Annotated in this window: 17 protein-coding genes; 6 read left to right on the top strand and 11 right to left on the bottom strand. The window is 64.8% G+C overall.

The window, feature by feature from the left end:
• Positions 1-94: 94 nt before the first annotated feature.
• Positions 95-1,018 (bottom strand): LysR family transcriptional regulator, encoded by a 924-nt coding sequence (locus MTX23_RS00710; protein WP_280974738.1) that lies wholly within the window; start codon positions 1,016-1,018, stop codon positions 95-97.
• Positions 1,019-1,127: 109 nt separating this feature from the next.
• On the opposite strand from MTX23_RS00710, the gene MTX23_RS00705 reads away from it, so the two are divergent.
• Together MTX23_RS00705 and MTX23_RS00700 are read left to right on the top strand one after the other, a co-directional pair.
• Positions 1,128-2,294 (top strand): CoA transferase, encoded by a 1,167-nt coding sequence (locus tag MTX23_RS00705; RefSeq protein WP_280974737.1) that lies wholly within the window; start codon positions 1,128-1,130, stop codon positions 2,292-2,294.
• A 7-nt stretch (positions 2,295-2,301) separates the two neighbouring features.
• Positions 2,302-3,249 carry a hydroxymethylglutaryl-CoA lyase gene (locus MTX23_RS00700; protein WP_280974736.1) on the top strand — a complete coding sequence of 316 codons (948 nt, stop codon included), beginning with the start codon at positions 2,302-2,304 and terminating at the stop codon, positions 3,247-3,249.
• A 147-nt stretch (positions 3,250-3,396) separates the two neighbouring features.
• Here MTX23_RS00700 and nikR read toward each other — a convergent pair whose 3' ends face one another.
• Both nikR and MTX23_RS00690 read right to left on the bottom strand, forming a co-directional pair.
• Positions 3,397-3,834 (bottom strand): nickel-responsive transcriptional regulator NikR, encoded by a 438-nt coding sequence (gene nikR / locus MTX23_RS00695; protein ID WP_280974735.1) that lies wholly within the window; start codon positions 3,832-3,834, stop codon positions 3,397-3,399.
• A 50-nt stretch (positions 3,835-3,884) separates the two neighbouring features.
• Positions 3,885-4,769 (bottom strand): YiiX/YebB-like N1pC/P60 family cysteine hydrolase, encoded by an 885-nt coding sequence (locus tag MTX23_RS00690; protein ID WP_280974734.1) that lies wholly within the window; start codon positions 4,767-4,769, stop codon positions 3,885-3,887.
• 187 nt (positions 4,770-4,956) lie between these two features.
• On the opposite strand from MTX23_RS00690, the gene MTX23_RS00685 reads away from it, so the two are divergent.
• A complete protein-coding gene (locus MTX23_RS00685) occupies positions 4,957-6,372 on the top strand; it encodes an NAD(P)/FAD-dependent oxidoreductase (protein WP_280974733.1) in 1,416 nt (471 codons plus the stop codon).
• Between the two features lie 644 nt (positions 6,373-7,016).
• On the opposite strand, the gene MTX23_RS00680 is transcribed toward MTX23_RS00685, so the two are convergent.
• The 4 genes from MTX23_RS00680 to pheS form a co-directional block, all read right to left on the bottom strand.
• A complete protein-coding gene (locus MTX23_RS00680; protein ID WP_280974732.1) occupies positions 7,017-7,961 on the bottom strand; it encodes an MBL fold metallo-hydrolase in 945 nt (314 codons plus the stop codon).
• Between the two features lie 38 nt (positions 7,962-7,999).
• Entirely contained in the window at positions 8,000-8,776 is a 777-nt protein-coding gene (locus MTX23_RS00675; protein WP_280974731.1) for a sulfite exporter TauE/SafE family protein, read from the bottom strand.
• A 186-nt stretch (positions 8,777-8,962) separates the two neighbouring features.
• Complete coding sequence (gene pheT / locus MTX23_RS00670) at positions 8,963-11,371, bottom strand: phenylalanine--tRNA ligase subunit beta (RefSeq protein ID WP_280974730.1); 2,409 nt, start codon at positions 11,369-11,371, stop codon at positions 8,963-8,965.
• A gap of 283 nt (positions 11,372-11,654) precedes the next feature.
• Positions 11,655-12,737, bottom strand: a complete 1,083-nt coding sequence (gene pheS, locus MTX23_RS00665; RefSeq protein ID WP_280974729.1) for a phenylalanine--tRNA ligase subunit alpha — start codon at positions 12,735-12,737, stop codon at positions 11,655-11,657.
• Positions 12,738-12,964: 227 nt separating this feature from the next.
• On the opposite strand from pheS, the gene MTX23_RS00660 reads away from it, so the two are divergent.
• On the top strand, positions 12,965-13,375 hold the full coding sequence (locus tag MTX23_RS00660; RefSeq protein ID WP_280974728.1) for a hypothetical protein: 411 nt from the start codon (positions 12,965-12,967) through the stop codon (positions 13,373-13,375).
• A gap of 2 nt (positions 13,376-13,377) precedes the next feature.
• On the opposite strand, the gene rplT is transcribed toward MTX23_RS00660, so the two are convergent.
• The 3 genes from rplT to infC form a co-directional block, all read right to left on the bottom strand.
• Positions 13,378-13,737 (bottom strand): 50S ribosomal protein L20, encoded by a 360-nt coding sequence (gene rplT, locus MTX23_RS00655; protein ID WP_280974727.1) that lies wholly within the window; start codon positions 13,735-13,737, stop codon positions 13,378-13,380.
• A gap of 75 nt (positions 13,738-13,812) precedes the next feature.
• A complete protein-coding gene (rpmI, locus tag MTX23_RS00650) occupies positions 13,813-14,013 on the bottom strand; it encodes a 50S ribosomal protein L35 (RefSeq protein ID WP_008539890.1) in 201 nt (66 codons plus the stop codon).
• Between the two features lie 296 nt (positions 14,014-14,309).
• A complete protein-coding gene (gene infC, locus MTX23_RS00645) occupies positions 14,310-14,849 on the bottom strand; it encodes a translation initiation factor IF-3 (RefSeq protein ID WP_280978328.1) in 540 nt (179 codons plus the stop codon).
• Positions 14,850-15,089: 240 nt separating this feature from the next.
• Here infC and MTX23_RS00640 point away from each other — a divergent pair, with 240 nt between their 5' ends.
• Both MTX23_RS00640 and MTX23_RS00635 read left to right on the top strand, forming a co-directional pair.
• Positions 15,090-15,884 carry an alpha/beta hydrolase gene (locus MTX23_RS00640; RefSeq protein WP_280974726.1) on the top strand — a complete coding sequence of 265 codons (795 nt, stop codon included), beginning with the start codon at positions 15,090-15,092 and terminating at the stop codon, positions 15,882-15,884.
• A 120-nt stretch (positions 15,885-16,004) separates the two neighbouring features.
• Positions 16,005-16,472, top strand: coding sequence for a nuclear transport factor 2 family protein (locus tag MTX23_RS00635; RefSeq protein WP_280974725.1), 468 nt, complete (start codon positions 16,005-16,007; stop codon positions 16,470-16,472).
• Between the two features lie 141 nt (positions 16,473-16,613).
• Here the strand turns inward: MTX23_RS00635 and MTX23_RS00630 are convergent, their stop codons facing one another.
• Positions 16,614-17,411 carry an acyl-CoA thioesterase domain-containing protein gene (locus MTX23_RS00630; RefSeq protein ID WP_280974724.1) on the bottom strand — a complete coding sequence of 266 codons (798 nt, stop codon included), beginning with the start codon at positions 17,409-17,411 and terminating at the stop codon, positions 16,614-16,616.
• Positions 17,412-17,424 lie beyond the last annotated feature (13 nt).

The following is a 17,424-nucleotide window of genomic DNA, read 5'->3' as shown; positions in this document are numbered from 1 at the left end:
CGAACATATCGAAGGAATCGTTCGATATTTTCGATGGCGCTATTCCCCGACGCTTTCTTCACGCGAACCGGCGTCCGCTTCGCTTGGAAGCGCTTCAGATCAGGAGCGTCGCCTCCCAGGCGCCGCGCCCCACCTGTTCGGCGACCAGCGAGCGGATCAGCCGGCACATTTCTTCCATCACGTAGGTCATCGGGCGGTTGCGCAAGCGACAGAGATAGAGCGTGCGGGTCAGCCTCGGTTCGATTACCTCGCGTGCGACCAGCGCCTTTGCCTTCAACGGCTCGCTCACGAAGTGGGTCGTCGCGATCGTGCAGCCCAAACCGGCGGTAAGGGCACCGATCATGCCGCTGGTCGAGTTGAGATGCAGGATCGCACTGGCTTCCAGCCGCTTGAGCGGCACGGGGTCGTCCAGCAGCGCGCGGGCCGACAGCCCGTGCCGGAGCAGGATCAGCGGCAACTGCGCGACCTGCTCGAACGTGATCGGTCCCTTGTTGCCAATCAGCTTCTCCGTGCCGACGCAGAACATCTGCTCTTCCAGCACTGGCTCAGCGATCAGGTCCTTTTCCGACGGTGGGTTGTAGACCAGCGCGAGATCGACCTCGGAGCTCATCAGATGCAGCAGCGTGGCACCGGAGAGGCTTTCGGTCAGTGACAGCTTCAGGTTCGGATATTTCGTCAGCACAGTTCGCATCAGCGGCACGCCGATCGCCTTCATGCCGGAATTGGCCATGCCGATCGAGATGTCGCCGGCGATCTCGCTGCCGCCTTCCTTGATCTCGCGCTCGGCCGCCGCCATCGCGCGCAGGATGATGCGGGCATGCTCGTAGAGCCGTTCGCCGGCCGCGGTCGGTTCCATGCCGCGCGGCTTGCGCTCGAACAGGGGTGTAGTGAATTCGGCCTCGAGGTTCGCGATATGATGGCTGAGCGCGGACTGCGCGACATTGGCCTGATCCGCGGCCCGCGACAGGTTGCGCTGCTCATAAACCGCGATGAAATAGCGAAGCTGGCGCGAGTCCATCGGACCTTGCGTTCTGGAACCACGAATACACTATTCGACAGATTATATTTTTCAGATAGCGTGCGAAAGCCTAGTCTGTCTCAGTGGCGAAATGATCACGGAGCAACCGATGACGGGGAGCGGACTGCCGCTGGATGGCGTTAGGGTCGTCGAGATGACCCACATGGTGATGGGCCCGACCTGCGGCATGATCCTGGCGCAGCTCGGTGCCGAGGTGATCAAGGTCGAGCCGCCGGCCGGCGACAAGACCCGCATCCTTGGCGGCATGGGCGTCTCGTTCTTCCCGCTGTTCAACCGCGGCAAGCGCAGCGTCGTTCTCGATTTCGGCAAGCCTGAAGACCGCGAGACCATGCACCGGCTGCTCGCAAGCGCCGACGTGTTTCTGGAGAATTTTCGCGACGGCCAGCTCGAGAAGCAGGGGCTCGGCGCGGAGGAGTTGCGCAAGAAGTATCCGCATCTGATCCTCGCCGGCCACAAGGGCTTTCTGTCCGGCCCCTACGACCATCGTCCCGCGCTGGACGAGGTCGTGCAGATGATGTCGGGGCTCGCGGCGATGACCGGGACGCGCGACAAGCCGCAGCGGGTCGGCTCTTCCGCCAACGACATCATGGGCGGAATGTTCGGCGTGATCGCGATCCTCGCCGCGCTCTACCAGAGGCGCGGCGGCAACAGGAACGGCGCGGACATCCGCATCGGCCTGTTCGAGAACTGCCTGTTCCTGGTCGCCCAGCACATGGTCGAGTACGAGATGACCGGGCGCAAGCCGCGCTCGATGCCGGAGCGCGAGCACGCCTGGCCGATCTACGACATCTTCGAGGCCGCCGGCGGCGATCGCATCTTCATCGGCGTCGTGACCGAAGGCCACTGGCAGAGCTTTTGCCGCGAGTTCGGTCTCGAGGAGTTTGCCGACGATCCCACGCTGCGCACGACGACCGACCGCATCATGGCGCGTGACCGGATCATTCCGCGCGTCGCCGAGAAGATCAAACGCTGGAAGGTCGCGGATCTGTCGGCCAAGCTCGACGCGCTCAACATCTGCTTTTCGCCGATCAATCGGCCCGAGGATTTGCTGCAGGACCCGCATGTGCTGCGCCCCGGTGGCCTCGTCAACAACGTCAATGCCGACGGCAAGCCGTTCCGCGTGCCCGCACTCCCGGTCGAATGGAATGGCGGCAATATCGGCGAAGGCCTGAAAGTGCCGGTGCTCGGTGCCGATACCGATGCGGTTCGTGCCGAGCTCGAACAACAGAAGCGCTCAACCGGAAACGCTGCGTGAGGCCGTCATGACCCGTGTCCACGATATCTATCCCAACGACAGAGTGAGCCTGCGCGAGGTCGGCCTGCGCGACGGCCTGCAGCTGGTGAAGACGTTCCCGTCGACAGCGGCGAAGCAGCGCTGGGTGCGCGATGAATATGCCGCCGGCGTCAGGCATTTCGAGGTCGGTTCGTTCCTGCCCGCCAAGACCTTCCCGCAGTTCGTCGATGTCCGCGACGTCGTCGCGACCGTCGCCGCGCTGCCCGGCGCGCACGGCGTCGCGCTGGCGCTGAACGAGCGCGGCGTCAACGAGGCGCTGGCCTCCGGCGTGGCTGAGATCGCTTCGGTGGTGTCGGCGACCGAGGAGCACAGCCAGGCCAACGCCAACCGCTCGCGTGAATCCGCAATCGAGAACGTCAAGCGCCTCTGCGAATTGCGCGACGCCAGCGCGCACAAGCCGGTGGTCAATGCTGCGATCTCGATGGCGCTGGGCTGCTCGATCGTGGGTGCCGTCAATCCGAAGGAGGTGCTGCGCCTGACCGAGAAGCTCTACGAGATTGGCGTCGACATGGTCGCGATCGCCGACACCGTCGGCTACGCGGGTCCGAGGCAGGTCGGCGAGCTGACCAAAGGCGCGGTGAGAATCGCGGGCTCGAAGCCGGTCTGCGTCCATCTGCACGACACGCGCGGCATGGGCATCGCGAACGCCTCCGCCGCGCTCGATGAAGGCGCCCGCGTGCTCGACGGGTCGCTCGGCGGGCTTGGCGGCTGCCCGTTCGCGCCGGGCGCGACCGGCAATGTCGTGTTCGAGGATCTCGTCTTCCTCTGCGAGAGCAAGGGATTCCCGACCGGCATCGATCTCGACCGGCTCATTGCCGTGCGTTCGATCCTCAAATCCGAGATGCCGAACGAGCCGCTCTATGGCGGCCTTGCCCGCGCCGGCCTGCCCTGCGGCACCAAGGCGAAGGCGGCGTAATCTTTCTTCTCCCTCGCCCCGCTCTTGCGGGGAGAGGGTCGGGGTGAGGGGCTCTCTCCGTGAGAAATGGGTTTGGACCGCCTCACCCGGATCGCATCTAATGATGCGATCCGACCTCTCCCCGCAAGTGGGGCGAGGTAGTTTCGCTCAATCGTGATGAGGCCCACGCTTGCGCTGCTTCTTGTCAGGCGCCGTCGGGATCATCACCACCCGGCCGTAGCGGACGCCGCGCTCGGCGATGATGTGGTCGGCGAAATGCCGGACCGCGTTGCTCGCGCCCTTCAGCGCGGTCACCTCCATGCAGCTGTCGTCGTCGAGATGGACGTGCAGCGTCGCCAGCGACAGATCGTGATGGCCGTGGAAGTTCTGCACCAGCCGTTTCGACAGGTCGCGCGCGGCATGATCGTAGACATAGACCAGCGCCGCCACGCATTGCCCTGAGGGCGCCTGCTCCGCGCTCTGCTGCAGTCCCGCACGCGCGAGGTCGCGGATGATCTCGGAGCGATTCTGATAGCCGCGCTCTTCTGCGGCGGCGTCGATCTCCGCAAGCAAATCATCCTCGATGGTGATGGTGATCCGTTGCATGGGCTATCCGTGTTGGCTTGCGCGGCCGCCTTGGCAGCGACGTTCTGTCCTCACGCCGCCGGCTCCGCGGCCGAGATCGTCACTTGCGCAGCCGCAACCGGTGCCTCTTCGCCAATCTCTTCAGGAACAAGCGGCGGCGACCTGCTTTCTGGAAACACACTGAATTCGCCCGCTACCTCCTGGAGCGGCTTCTGCTTGTCGGCCCAGTGCAGGGCGGTGTAGTCGAACCCGTGCACGATGGTTGGTTTGACGATTTCGAAATAGGGCGAGATGTCGAAGTCGCGGGGCATGTAGAGCGAGGAATCGCGGATGTGCAGGATCTCCCGCCGCGCCTTGCGGCTGGCTGCGCGCGTGATCTTGGGCAGGATCGGATAGCGCACGGCGTCGAAGGCCTGCGCGATCAGCGCCGAGCAGATGATCTTGGTCGGATCGCCGGAGCCGAACGCGATCATGCGCCGCCGCCAGCGCTGCGGGATCGGCAGCGGGAACAGATAGCGCGCCAGGTCGACGATGTTCTTGGTGTCGTAGCCGAAGCCGATGCGGTTGATCGCGTAGCGGCAGACCGTGGTGCGGTCCTCGTAGGACAGGCCGACCGGACGGCAGATGCGGGTGTGATAGGTGAAATATTTCGACAGGGGCGCGGAGGTCACGCCTTCGCCAACATTGGCCTCGATCAGCACATGCTGTTCGCCATCGGGCTCGGTCGCGCCATCGACCGGGCCGACATAGAGCGCGGCATGCGACCACGTCGACTGCGTGAGGTATTTGATGATGCCGGAAATCCGGTTGTTGCCTTCGACCAGCAGGACATCGCCGGGCTGGATGATGCCACGCAACTGATCCGGTTCGCTCGGCGTGAACGGCTCGTAACCCGGGATTTCCTTTTGCAGGTACCCCGCGATCCATTTGCCGACAGTATCGAGCATCAAGCCCATGGAATCCCCCCGAGCGGTTCTACGACCGCTTGCTGCGACATAATCATGGTCGCCAGCCGTTTCAATTTAGTTCATGCATGGCGCGGATCAATCATGATTGATTCACCATGATGGTTGCTGCGGTCAGTGAGATGCGGCACAGTTCGCGAAGCGTTCCCTTTTGCTGCAAGTCTCCGGAAACCATGCCATGACAATGACCCGCCGCGATTTCCTGTCGGCGTCCGCAGGGCTCGCAGTGGCGCCTGCACTGGGCGGCCGGGTCTTTGCGGCGCAGTTGCCGCGCGAAGCCGACATCGTCGTGATCGGCGCAGGCGCGGCGGGCATTGCCGCGGCGCGGCGGATCACCGCCGCAAATCGCAAGGTGATTGTGCTCGAGGCCGCCGGCCGGATCGGCGGGCGCTGCCAGACCGATGCATCGACCTTCGACGCGCCGTTCGATCGCGGCGCGCGCTGGATGCACAATCCCGAGACCAATCCGATGGTTCGGCTGGCCCGCGCGGCCGGCCTCGAGATCGTCACCGCGCCCGCGGGCCAGAAGATCCGCATCGGCCGGCGCTATGCCCGTCCCGGCGAGACCGAGGAGTTTCTTGCGGCGCTGGTGCGTGCCAACCGCGCCATCGACGATGCCTCGCGCAAGGCCGATATCGCCTGCGCTGCGGTGTTGCCGAAGGACCTCGGCGATTGGGCCGGCACCGCGGAATTCCTGCTTGGCGCCAGCTTCAGCGGCAAGGACCTCAAGGATGTCTCCGTCGTCGACAAGGCGCGCGCGCAGGACCGCAACGCCGCGATCGGCTGCCGTCAGGGGCTTGGCGTGTTGGTCGCAAAGCTCGGCGAGCAGCTTCCCCTGGCGCTGTCGACGCCGGCGCAGCGCATCCTGTGGAGCAACCGCGACGTGATGGTCGAGACGCCCGCCGGCAAGATCACCGCGCGTGCCGCTATCATCACCGTGTCGAGCAACGTGCTCACCGGCGGCATCATCAAATTCGCGCCAGAGATTCCGAAGCGCGCGCTCGATGCCGCGGCAAGGCTCAGCCTCGGCAGTTACGACCGCATCGCGCTGCAGATGCCCGGCAACCCGCTCGGTCTGTCGCACGACGACGTCATCATCGAGCAGAGCAATTCGACCAGGACGGCGCTGCTCTACGGCAATATCGGCGGCTCGTCGTTCTGCACGATCGACGTCGCCGGCTCCTTCGGGCGCGAACTGTCCGCGCAGGGCGAGAAGGCGATGTCGGCCTTCGCGGTGGAATGGCTGACCAAGCTCTATGGCAGCGAAGTCGGTGCCGCCGTGAAGAAGACCAGCGTCACGCGCTGGAACGCACAGCCTTTCGTGCTCGGCGCGATGTCGGCCGCTGCGCCCGGCGCGCAGCTCTCGCGCAGGATTTTGATTGAGCCGATCGGCTGTCTCTATCTCGCCGGCGAGGCCACGCATGAGACGCTGTGGGGCACCGTCGATGGCGCCTGGGAGAGCGGCGAACGCGCCGCTGACGCCGCGCTGCGACGGATCGGCGGAGTGAGGGAGGCGGCGCCGGAAGCGCGAGCGCCGGCAGCAAGGCATCGATCGCGCCGTGCACCGGCGCGTACCGCCGCGCCGATGCGCTAAGTCGCAGCCGCCAGTACAACGCGATCGAGCGTCATAGCTAGATTTGCTGAAGTAAGCTCCGCATATCAGATGTCGTCCCGGCCTAGTGCGCAATTGCGCACGGGGCCGGGACCGATGTCGCGCCACATCTACCGGCGTCGTCCTTCCTGGCGAAAGCCAGGACCCATAACCACCGCATTTGGTGATGAACGGGATCTTGGCCCCAGCGTCGCGCCACAATGAGCATTTGGGGTAATGGGTCCTGGCTTTCGCCAGGACGACAGTGAGTGTGTGGCGCAGCTTGTGAATCATCCGTTCGCATTCTCGCGGCGCGATGCGTCCGAGGTTTTCATCGATCTTCGCCACCCTGAAGAGCAGAGGGCGCAGGGAAAGCCGGGTGCCGATCGCACCCATGGGCCCGGTGCAACAAAAAAAGCACCGGGGTAGGACCACAGGTGAAACCGGAGCAATCCCGGCTTTCCCTGCGCGATGGCTTTACGGCTTATACGCGCTCTCCCCGGCGAGACTGGGCTTTGTTGTCACCGTCATCAGCGAGAGATCTTGCTCTTGCTGATGAGACACCTGCCACTAGGCGTCAGGCCTGCACGACTTCACCGTCCGCCTCATGCGCACCCGTCCGTTGCGCATTTGGCGTCCACCGCATCTCACACCGGCAGCTTCAGCTCCGTCAAATCCTTCGCGACCACGATCCGGCCGGAGTAGTGCTTCTTCACGTCCCTGGTCCAGTCGTCGTCGGTGACGAGCGGATCGTCGCCGGGAACGAAGTGGCTGAGCGCGAGCACCTTCACATTGGCGGCGGCGGCGATGCGGCCGACATCCTCGGTCGAGGTGTGGCTGTCGAGCAGATGCTTCTTCAGCGTCGCGCCGTTCTTGGTCTTCGCCACCAGGCGATCGACCGCGGGAATGTAGAGGCACTCATGCACGAGCACGTCGGCGCCCTTGGCGAAGTCGGCGAGCTTCGGATTGTAGGCGGTATCGCTGGAGAACACGATGACGCCGTCGGGCGTTGCGAACTTGTAGGCGAAGTTGTCCGTGATCGGCGGATGCGGCGTGCGAAATGCGGTGACGGTCACCTCCGGCGTCTTCAGCACCACGCCGTCTTCGGTGATGTCCTTCGCGATCAGAAGCTTGCGCGGGTCGGGACGGCCTTCATCCGCGATCCGGGTCTCGACGTCGAACTTGTTGAGCTCCCAATATTCCTTGGTCATCGCCTCGATGCCCTTCGGGCCGAACGAATGGATCGGCGTCGTGAGGCCGGCGGCCCAGGCGTTGTAGAACAAATTGCCGTATTCGAGGTTGTGATCGGAATGATGATGGCTGATGAGGATGTACCTCACCGAGGGGATCGGCACGCCGGCGCTGACGAGCTGGCGGCTGACGCCCATGCCGCAATCGATCACGAACGGCGTGTCGTCGACGACGACGAGATTGGCGGGATTGGAGGCGCCGATGCCGACGCGCGGCCCACCCTTGGTGCCGAGGAACACGATGCGCGTCCGCGGCCTTGCGGGTTGCGCGCGGACAACGGGCGCAGCGAGCATGGCGGCGCTGCCGAGCGCCAGCTTCAATGCGTTGCGGCGGTCGATCATGAATCCCTCCCTGAATTTCGTCTTCGACTGAGGTGAGCCTAGCCGCCGCGCAAAATGCCATCAAGCGCCGGCAGGCCGGCGATGACGGCGGCGGCGATCAGCGCGTAGCAGATCGTACGAAACATGGCTTCGCTCGCCTTGCCGAACAGCGAGGCGCCGAACCAGACGCCGATGCCGTAGATCGGGCCGACGATCAGCGAGAACTTGACCGAGTCGAAGGTGATCAGTCCGGTGAACCAGTAGCTGGCCAGCGAGAAGAAATCGGAGGCGCCGAAGAACAGCAGGATGTTGGCGCGGGAGATCGCCGACGGGATCGGACGCCCAAGCCAGTAGCCGACGATCGGCGGGCCGCCGGTCTGCGCAAGGCCGCTGCAAAAGCCGGAGAAGCCGCCGATGCCGACCGACAGCGCCGCGTGATCCTTGCCGCGATAGCGCCAGCCGGACAGCAGCAGCACCAAAAGAGCGGCGACGAAGCAGGAAATGATCCAGCGCGTGGTGACGGGATCGAGCACGGTGAGGAAATAGGTGCCGATGGGAACGCCGACCAGCGCGCCGGCGACCATGACCGCGGTCGCCTTGCGGTCGGCGTACTTCCAGGCATTCGGCAGTAGCGGTGTGGCCGCGACGAAATCGATCACCAGCAGCAGCGCCGCCACTAGCCGCGGCGCCGCGATGCTGCTCGCCAGCGGCATGAAGATCAGCGCCGAGCCGAAGCCGGAAAAGCCGCGCGCCGTGCCGGAGGCGAAGGCGATCCCGCAGATCGCAAGCGCGACGCTCGTGCTGACATCGGACGGGATCAGGGTGAGGGAGTTCATGGGGAAAATGCCAGAGGCGATGATCTCGGTGTTACCTCGCCCCGCGTGCGGGGAGAGGTCGAAATTCAAGCTCTGCTTGAATTTCGGGTGAGCTTCCGCATACTCCGCTCTCACCGATTTCGCCGGGCGAGCCCCTCACCCCAGCCCTCTCCCTGTAAGTACGGGGAGAGGGAGTGAGATACCCCATCACGCCCGCAGCGTGCCGCCGGTCTTCCTGGTCACTTCGGCGACGATCTTTGCCGCGACGGCGTCGATCTCCTGATCGGTCATCGTCTTCTCGCGCGGCTGAATGGTCACGGCGATGGCGATCGACTTCTTGTCGGGATCGATGCCCTTGCCCTCATAGACGTCGAACACGGTGACGCCTGCGATCAGCTTCTTGTCGACATTCTGCGCAGCGCGGACGATGTCGCCTGCCTTGACGCTGCGGTCGACGATGAAGGCGAAGTCGCGCGACACCGGCTGGAATGCCGACAGATCGATCGCCGGCTTGGCGCGGGTCGCCCGCTGCTTGCCCTCCGGGATGCGCTCCAAGATCACCTCGAACACGATCATCGGACCGTCGGCGCCGAGCGCCTCGGCGGCACGCGGATGCAATTCGCCGAAAGTGCCGAGCACGTTCTGCGGACCCATCTGGATGGTGCCCGAACGTCCCGGATGCAGCCAGGCGGGGCCGCCGGGCACGATCTGCAGCGCCTGCACCGGTGCGCCGGCGGCCGCCAGCACGGCGAAGGCGTCGGCCTTGGCGTCGAACGTGTCGGCCGTCGACGAGCCGGTCCAGTGGCGGCCGATTCCCTTCGACGAGGCGTAGTCGTGGCGCACGCCGGAGGCGGCGACGAACTGGTCCTCCGGCCTGTCGCCGCGGAACACCTGGCCGACCTCGAACAGCGCGACGTCGGGATAGCCGCGGTTGATGTTGGATTGCGCCGCAGCGACGAGGCCGGGCAGCAGGCTCGGCCGCATGTCGGAGAGGTCAGCTGCGATCGGGTTGGCGAGCACGAGCTCGGGCTGCCCGCCGCCGAACATCCTGGCCGCGTCGCTGGTGATGAACGACCAGGTCACCGCTTCCACCAGGCCGCGCGCGGCCAGCGCACGCTTGGCGCGGCGGGTGCGGAGCTGAATCGGCGTCAGCACCGGCTTGCGCGGCTCCTCGCCGCGATCGAACGGCGTCATCGGCACCTTGTCGACGCCGACGATGCGCACGATCTCCTCGACGATGTCGGCCTTGCCGTGAACGTCGGTGCGCCAGGACGGGATTGCGATCTTCACGACGGGACCGTTGCCGGCCAGCATGAAGCCGAGCCGGCTCAGGATCAGCTTCACCTCGACCAGCGGCACCTCGATGCCCGCGAGGCGCTTGACCTCCGTGAGCGGGAAATCGATCACGCGATCCTCGCCGAAGCGATTGCCGACCACGACGTTCTCGGACGGCGCGCCGCCGCAGAGATCCATTACCATCCTGGTCGCGAGCTCGAGCCCCGGCACCATGAAGGCCGGATCGACGCCGCGCTCGAAGCGATAGCGCGCGTCCGAATTGATGCCGAGCTTGCGGCCGCTATGGGCGATGTTGATCTCGTTCCACAGCGCCGATTCGATCAGCACGTCGGTGGTGTTCTCATCGCAGCCCGAGGCCTCGCCGCCCATGATGCCGGCGAGCGATTCGACGCCATGCTCGTCGGCGATCACGCAGACATTGTTGTCGAGCGTATAGGTGCGGCCGTCGAGCGCGAGCAGCGTCTCGCCATCCCTGGCGCGGCGGACGGTGAGATTGCCCTTCACCTTCCTGGCGTCGAACACGTGCAGCGGGCGCGCGCGGTCGTAGGTCATGAAGTTGGTGATGTCGACCAGCGCGTTGATCGGGCGCAGGCCGATCGCGGCCAGCCGCTTCTGCAGCCATTCCGGCGACGGGCCGTTCTTCACCCCGCGCACCAGGCGCAGCGCGAAGCCCGGGCAGAGATCGGGATCTTCCACCGTCACCTGCACCGGGCAGGGGAATTCACCCTTGATCGGCTTGATCGCGGGCTCCTTGAGCTTGCCCATGTCGGCGGCGGAGAGATCGCGCGCGATGCCGTGCACGCCGGTGCAGTCCTGCCGGTTCGGCGTCAGATTGATCTCGACGACGGGATCGCCGAGCGCGGCCCATTCGGCAAAGCCCTTGCCGACCGGCGCATCATCAGGCAGCTCCATGATGCCGTCGTGATCCTCGGAGATCTGCAGCTCGGCGGCCGAGCACAGCATGCCGCGGCTCTCGACGCCTCGGATCGTGCCGACGCCGAGCGTGATGTTCTTGCCGGGAATGTAAGTGCCGGGCGGCGAGAACACGCTGATCAGCCCCGCACGCGCGTTCGGCGCGCCGCACACCACCTGCACCGGCGCGCCGCCGTCACCGGTGTCGACCATGCACACCCGCAGGCGATCCGCATTGGGATGCTGCTCAGCCGAGATCACGCGCGCGATCGTAAACGGCGCCAGCCGCTTCGCCTTGTCCTCGATGCTCTCAACCTCGAGCCCGATCATGGTGAGCTTGTCGGCAAGCTTTTCCAGCGGCTCGTCGGTCTCGAGATGGTCCTTCAGCCAGGAGAGGGTGAACTTCATGGCTGCATGCCTCTGCCTTTGTTGGTGGTTACTGTGACACTTGCGCCGGTGCCAGGGCTCCCTCCCCCCTTGCGGGGGAGGGCTGGGGAGAGGGGTAAGCCGCTTGCTCGAAAAGACGTCGTGCTGCGGGCTGATTCTGCAACGTCAAAGCCCAGCGGACTCGTGGAGATGTACGCGCCGGCGACTGCGCTCAGCGCCCGCGGCCACCCCTCTCCCTGACCCTCCCCCGCAAGGGGGGAGGGAATGGAGAGAGCCCCCGCGTATCGGTGCTCCCGTGCGAGACTCACGAACTCAACCCTCCCGCAATCGTCGGGATGTCAAGCGGCTTGAAGCCGTAGTGGTTGAGCCAGCGGACGTCGCTGTCGAACAATTGGCGCAAATCGGCGATGCCGTATTTCAGCATCGCGATGCGGTCGATGCCCATGCCCCAGGCGAAGCCCTGGTAGACGTCGGGATCGAGGCCGCAGGCGCGCAGCACGTTCGGGTGCACCATGCCGCAGCCGAGGATCTCGAGCCAATCATCGCCCTCGCCGAAGCGGATCTCGCCCTTATCGCGGCGGCACTGGATGTCGACCTCGAGCGACGGCTCGGTGAACGGGAAGAACGACGGCCGGAACCGCATGTTGATGTGGTCGACCTCGAAGAACGCCTTGCAGAATTCGTGCAGGATCCATTTGAGGTGGCCGAGATGCGAGCCCTTGTCGATGACGAGGCCCTCGACCTGGTGGAATTGCGGCGTATGCGTCGCGTCCGAGTCGATACGATAGGTGCGGCCGGGGCAGATCACGCGGATCGGCGGCTTCTGCGTCAGCATGGTGCGCACCTGCACCGGCGAGGTGTGGGTGCGCAACAGCATGCGCGAGCCGTCTTGCTTCGGATTGAAGAAGAAGGTGTCGTGCATCTCCCGCGCCGGATGGCCTTCGGGGAAGTTCAGCTTGGTGAAGTTGTAATCGTCGGTCTCGATGTCGGGCCCTTCGGCGACCGAGAATCCCATGTCGGCGAAGATCGTGGTGAGCTCATCCCACACCTGGCTGAGCGGATGGATGCGGCCAGCCTCGGCCGGCGTCTCGCGCAGCGGCAGCGTGACGTCGATGGTCTCCGAGGCGAGGCGCGCATCGAGCGCGGCCTGCTTCAGCACGTCGCGCTTTGCTGCGAGCGCCTGCGTCACCGCATCCTTGGCGAGGTTGATCGCAGCGCCTTGCGTCTTGCGTTCCTCCGGCGACATCTTGCCGAGGGTGGCGAGCAGGGCGGAGATCGCGCCCTTCTTGCCGAGGGCGGCGACGCGCACTGCCTCGAGGGCGGGCTCGTCGCCGGCCGCAGCGATCTGGTCGAGAATGGATTTTTCGAGCGTTGCGAGATCGGACACGGTCAATTCCTGCTCTTTAGCGGAGCATGATCTGGTCGGAAAACCGGTACCCACTTTTCGCTAACGCGGCCGTACCGGTCCAGATCATGCTGCCAAATTTGGGTGGGTTGTCGCCGCCCGAAGGCCGTAACGTCAAGCAAAAAGCCGGTCATTTCGGGCGGATGACTGGCTGCATTGAACCCCTTCGCGCGAGCGCGGCACCAAGGGGTTAACGAGGAGACCACGCGATGTTCTTGCGATCCCGTCTGGCCGTCCTGGCCGCCATTGTGTCGATGACCGCCTCCCCGGCGCTGTCAGCGGTTTGCATGGACAAGTCCATGACGCAGGACGAGATCATCGACACCATCAACGCCCAGAGCGGATGCGGGCGCGCGATGAAGGTGTTCCAGGATTGCGAGTACGGTGCGAGCGGCGACGTCCTGCTTGGTGCCGCCGTCGAGAAGAAGTGCGAGGCCGACTTCCTGTCTGGCCTCGGAGCATCGCAGAAGAAGGCCTATGCCAGCCAGCTCAAGCGCTGTGACGCCAAATACCGCAACGAGAGCGGCACCATGTACCGCTCGTTCACGGCATTCTGCCGGGCAGAGGTCTCGCAGCGCTATTCGCAGAAGGCGCTGAAGGCGAGCCCGAAGGCCCGCTAGGATCAGGCAGCCAGAGCAGCCTTGGCCTTTTCGGCGATCGCCTGGAACGCCGCGGGCTCGTGGATCGCGAGATCCGACAGCACCTTGCGGTCGACCGTGATGCCCGACTTGGAGAGACCGTCGATAAATCGGCTGTAGGTCATGCCGAACGGACGGACAGCGGCGTTGAGGCGCTGGATCCAGAGCGCGCGGAAGGTGCGCTTCTTGCGCTTGCGGTCGCGGAACGCGTACTGGCCGGCCTTTTCGACCGCCTGCTTGGCGATGCGGATCGTGTTCTTGCGGCGGCCGTAATAGCCCTTGGCGGCCTTGTAGACTTTCTTGTGCTTGGCGTGAGCGGTCACACCGCGTTTGACGCGAGACATGACGGAAATCCTTGAGATCTAGAAGAGGTGACGGAGCGCCGCGCCGTCGCGGCGGGGTTCAAGCGATGCGCGTGATCAGGCGTTCGGCAAGAAGTACTTCTTGACGTTGTCGCCGTCGGTCTTGAACAGCACGCGGGTGCCGCGCAGTTGACGGATCTGCTTTTTCGTCCGCTTGATCATGCCGTGGCGCTTGCCGCGCTGGGCGTGCATGACTTTGCCGGTGGCAGTCACCTTGAAGCGCTTTTTGGCGCCCGATTTGGTCTTCAACTTGGGCATTTGGCTCTCCTTCAGGCCAAGCACGAAATCCGCCCCGAGAGGCGTGCGGCCGGCTAAAATGCTCGTTAGAGCGTTGAAAGTGCTAAGGTTTTTTCCGAATTGAAAGAACCTGCACGACACGTCGCCACGGCAGCCCTTGATCAGCCGGGCGGCGAAGGCCCGGCTTATGGCAGAGGATCGGCCGTTTTGCAACGATTGAAGCGAGGGGAGCCGGGCCCGGAACCGGGCTACGAAACGGAAGCAGCCCGCCAGACGATCTGGCGGGCTGTTTCATCGCGAACAACGGACTGATCGAACTAGCGCGGCGCCAGCACCATCACGACCTGGCGGCCCTCGAACTTCGCGTCCTGCTCGACCTTGGCGAACTCCGCGACGTCGGCCTTCACCTTGTCCAGCAGCTTGGTGCCGATCTCTTGGTGCGCCATCTCACGACCGCGGTAGCGCAAGGTGATCTTGACCTTGTCGCCTTCTTCGAAGAAGCGCTGCATCGCGCGCATCTTCACGTCGTAGTCGTGATCGTCGATCATGGGGCGGAGCTTGATCTCCTTGATCTCGACGACCTTCTGCTTCTTGCGGGCTTCGGCAGCCTTCTTCTGCGCGGAATACTTGTACTTCCCGTAGTCCATGATTTTGCAGACGGGGGGATTGGTATTCGGCGAAATCTCGACCAGATCCATTCCGGCATCCATGGCCATGCGCACGGCCACCGCGGTTTCAACGGTGCCCTTGTTGACACCATCCTGATCAATCAGCTGGATCTGTGCGTTGCGGATTTCGTCATTGGTGCGCGGCCCGTCTTTGGCGACTGTCGGCGGGGCTCTATTGGGACGGCGAATGGGTAACTCTCCAAAGTTGTGAAAGGGAAGGCGGATATTTTGAAGCAAGATGCTGCAACGGGCAAGCGTGCTCGCCATTTACGCGGCAAAACCGCCGATTGCGAGGCATTTTGGCCACGCCCGGCACATATAGCGGGCACGCGTGCTCCGCAAGGCGTGGACCGTAGCCGTTGACCGATGCCGTCAGCTCATCGAAAACCAATTAGAAAACCAATTATCTGACACGCGAGTGACCGAACCATGAGCCAAACCGCCGCCCCCGATCAGGAACCTGCTTTCATCGAGCTCGGCGAAGGCAGCGGCCGGCGCCGTATCGCGGTGCGCGCCCGCTCCGGCGGCAGTCCCGGGCTGTTTTGGCTCGGCGGTTTCAATTCCGACATGAAGGGCACCAAGGCGGTCGCGCTCGACACGTGGGCCGCCGAGCACGGCCGCGGCTGCGTCAGATTCGACTATTCCGGCCACGGCGAATCCGGCGGGCAGTTTGTCGACGGCACCATCGGCCGCTGGCTCGAGGACAGCGTGGCGGTGTTCACCGAGTTTTGCCGCGGACCACAGGTGGTGATCGGCTCCTCGATGGGCGGCTGGATGGCGCTGTTGCTGGCGCGCGAGATCGCCAGGCGCGGCAACGGCCAGGCGCAGCTTGCGGGCCTCGTGCTGATCGCGCCGGCGCCGGACTTCACCGAAGAGCTGATGTGGAAGGGGTTCTCGCCGGAGATCCGCGCCGAGATCGAGACCAAGGGCGTCTGGCTCCGGCCCTCGGAATATGGCGACGGCTCGCCCTATCCGATCACGCGCAATCTGATCGAGGAGGGCCGCAACCACCTCCTGCTCGGCAGCAAGATCGACGTCGGCTGCCCGGTGCGCATCCTGCAGGGTGCGCAGGATCCCGACGTGCCGTGGAAGCACGCCTTTGCGCTGGTGCACCGGCTGCCGGCCGAGGACGTCGTGCTGACCATGATCCAGGACGGCGACCATCGCCTGTCGCGGCCGCAGGACATCGCGCGGATCATCGCCGCCGTGGCGGAGATCGGCTAATTGCTGTCATCATCCGCGAAAGCGGATGATCCAGTACGCCGCAGCCTCTCGATTCAAAGCAGCCCCTCTGGAATACTGGATGCCCCGCCTGCGCGGGGCATGACGGCGGGAGGAATGGCGATGACGATCAACGGGATGCTGCGCGCGTTCTGCGATGCGGTCGAGCAGCGCAACGGCAAGGCCTTTGCAAGTCTCTTCACCGAGGACGGCGTCTATCACGACGTGTTCTACGGCGCATTCAAAGGTCACGCTCGGATCGCCGAGATGATTGACGACTGGTTCTACCGGACCGCGACCGATTTCCGCTGGGACATGCACGACCCCGTCTCTGACGGCGAGACGCTCTACGCGCGCTACACGTTCAGCTACCGCTCGACCTTGCCCGAGGCCAACGGCGCCCGCGCGATGTTCGAGGGCGTGTCGATCATGACGTTGCGCGACGGCAAGATCACTGAATATCACGAGGTCGCCAACACCGCGCCCGCCTTCGTCGACCTGAACTTTGCGCCGGAGCGGATCGCCAAGATCGTCGCCAAGCAGGGCGCCGCGCTGAAGGCGCGACCGGAGATGAAGCGGCACTTGGCCTGAGCTCCGCCTCTCTGCCGTCATTCCGGAGCGTGCGAAGCGCGAACCTCGGATGCGCAATTGCGCATCGGGGAATCCAGAGGTTGCCGCGCGAGATTCTGGGTTCGATGCTGTGCGTCGAACCCGGAATGACGACGGAGAATCTTACGGCGGCGGCGGATTGGTCATCGGCCGGCGCTGGGCCAGCGCCGCGACCGTCGACGTGCCGATCGGCCCCTTCTCGTCGTAGAGCCAGCATTCGCCGATCGCGACGCCGTCGGTGGCGTGATGGTTCACCACTTCGAAGCCGATCCATCGCGTCAGCGGCAGGCGGTGCAGATAGATCGTGACATCGCTGTTGATGTAGCCGAGCCCCTGGTCGCCGGCGTTGGCGAACGGGCTGGCGAAATCCGCGCCGGTCGCGACGTGGACGAACGGCGTCATCGCCGCGCCCTCGACCAGCTCGCGCACCTCGCTCATCCACAGCCGGCGCGGACCCAGCGAGCCCATGTGGCCTGTGATCGGCCGCGTTTCCCATTTGCCGTTCATGCCGAGCCGGGGGTCGGTCGGCCTCGGAATGTCCCATGGCGCCGGCACCTCCCAGTTCGGCGGCGACCAGACGTTGCCGGGCGCATTTTCCGTCTTGCGCAATAGCTGACAGGAGGCGCGCGCCATGCTGGTGCCGCCGGAGACAAATTCGGCCTCGATCACCTTGATGCGCATGCCGTCACGCACCAGCCTCGTCGTCACCTCGATCGGCGTCGTGATGTTGGGCAGCCGGAACATGTCGACGGTCAGCCGCGCCGGCACGAAATCATCGGAGCCGTGGCGCTCCTCGATGACAAAAGCGAGCAGGCCGATCACGACGCGGCCGTGCAGGGATTCCGGACTCCACGGTCCGTTCGCAACGGCCGTCGGCATGAAGCCGTCGCCGTGCCTGGTGAAGAAGGGCTGGTTTGTCATGGCGCGCGACCAT

Origin of the sequence: Bradyrhizobium sp. ISRA436 (assembly GCF_029910015.1) — a bacterium.
GTDB lineage: Bacteria > Pseudomonadota > Alphaproteobacteria > Rhizobiales > Xanthobacteraceae > Bradyrhizobium.
The sequence above is the reverse complement of the archived record's forward strand: the minus strand, read 5'-3'. Positions and strand labels throughout refer to the sequence as shown.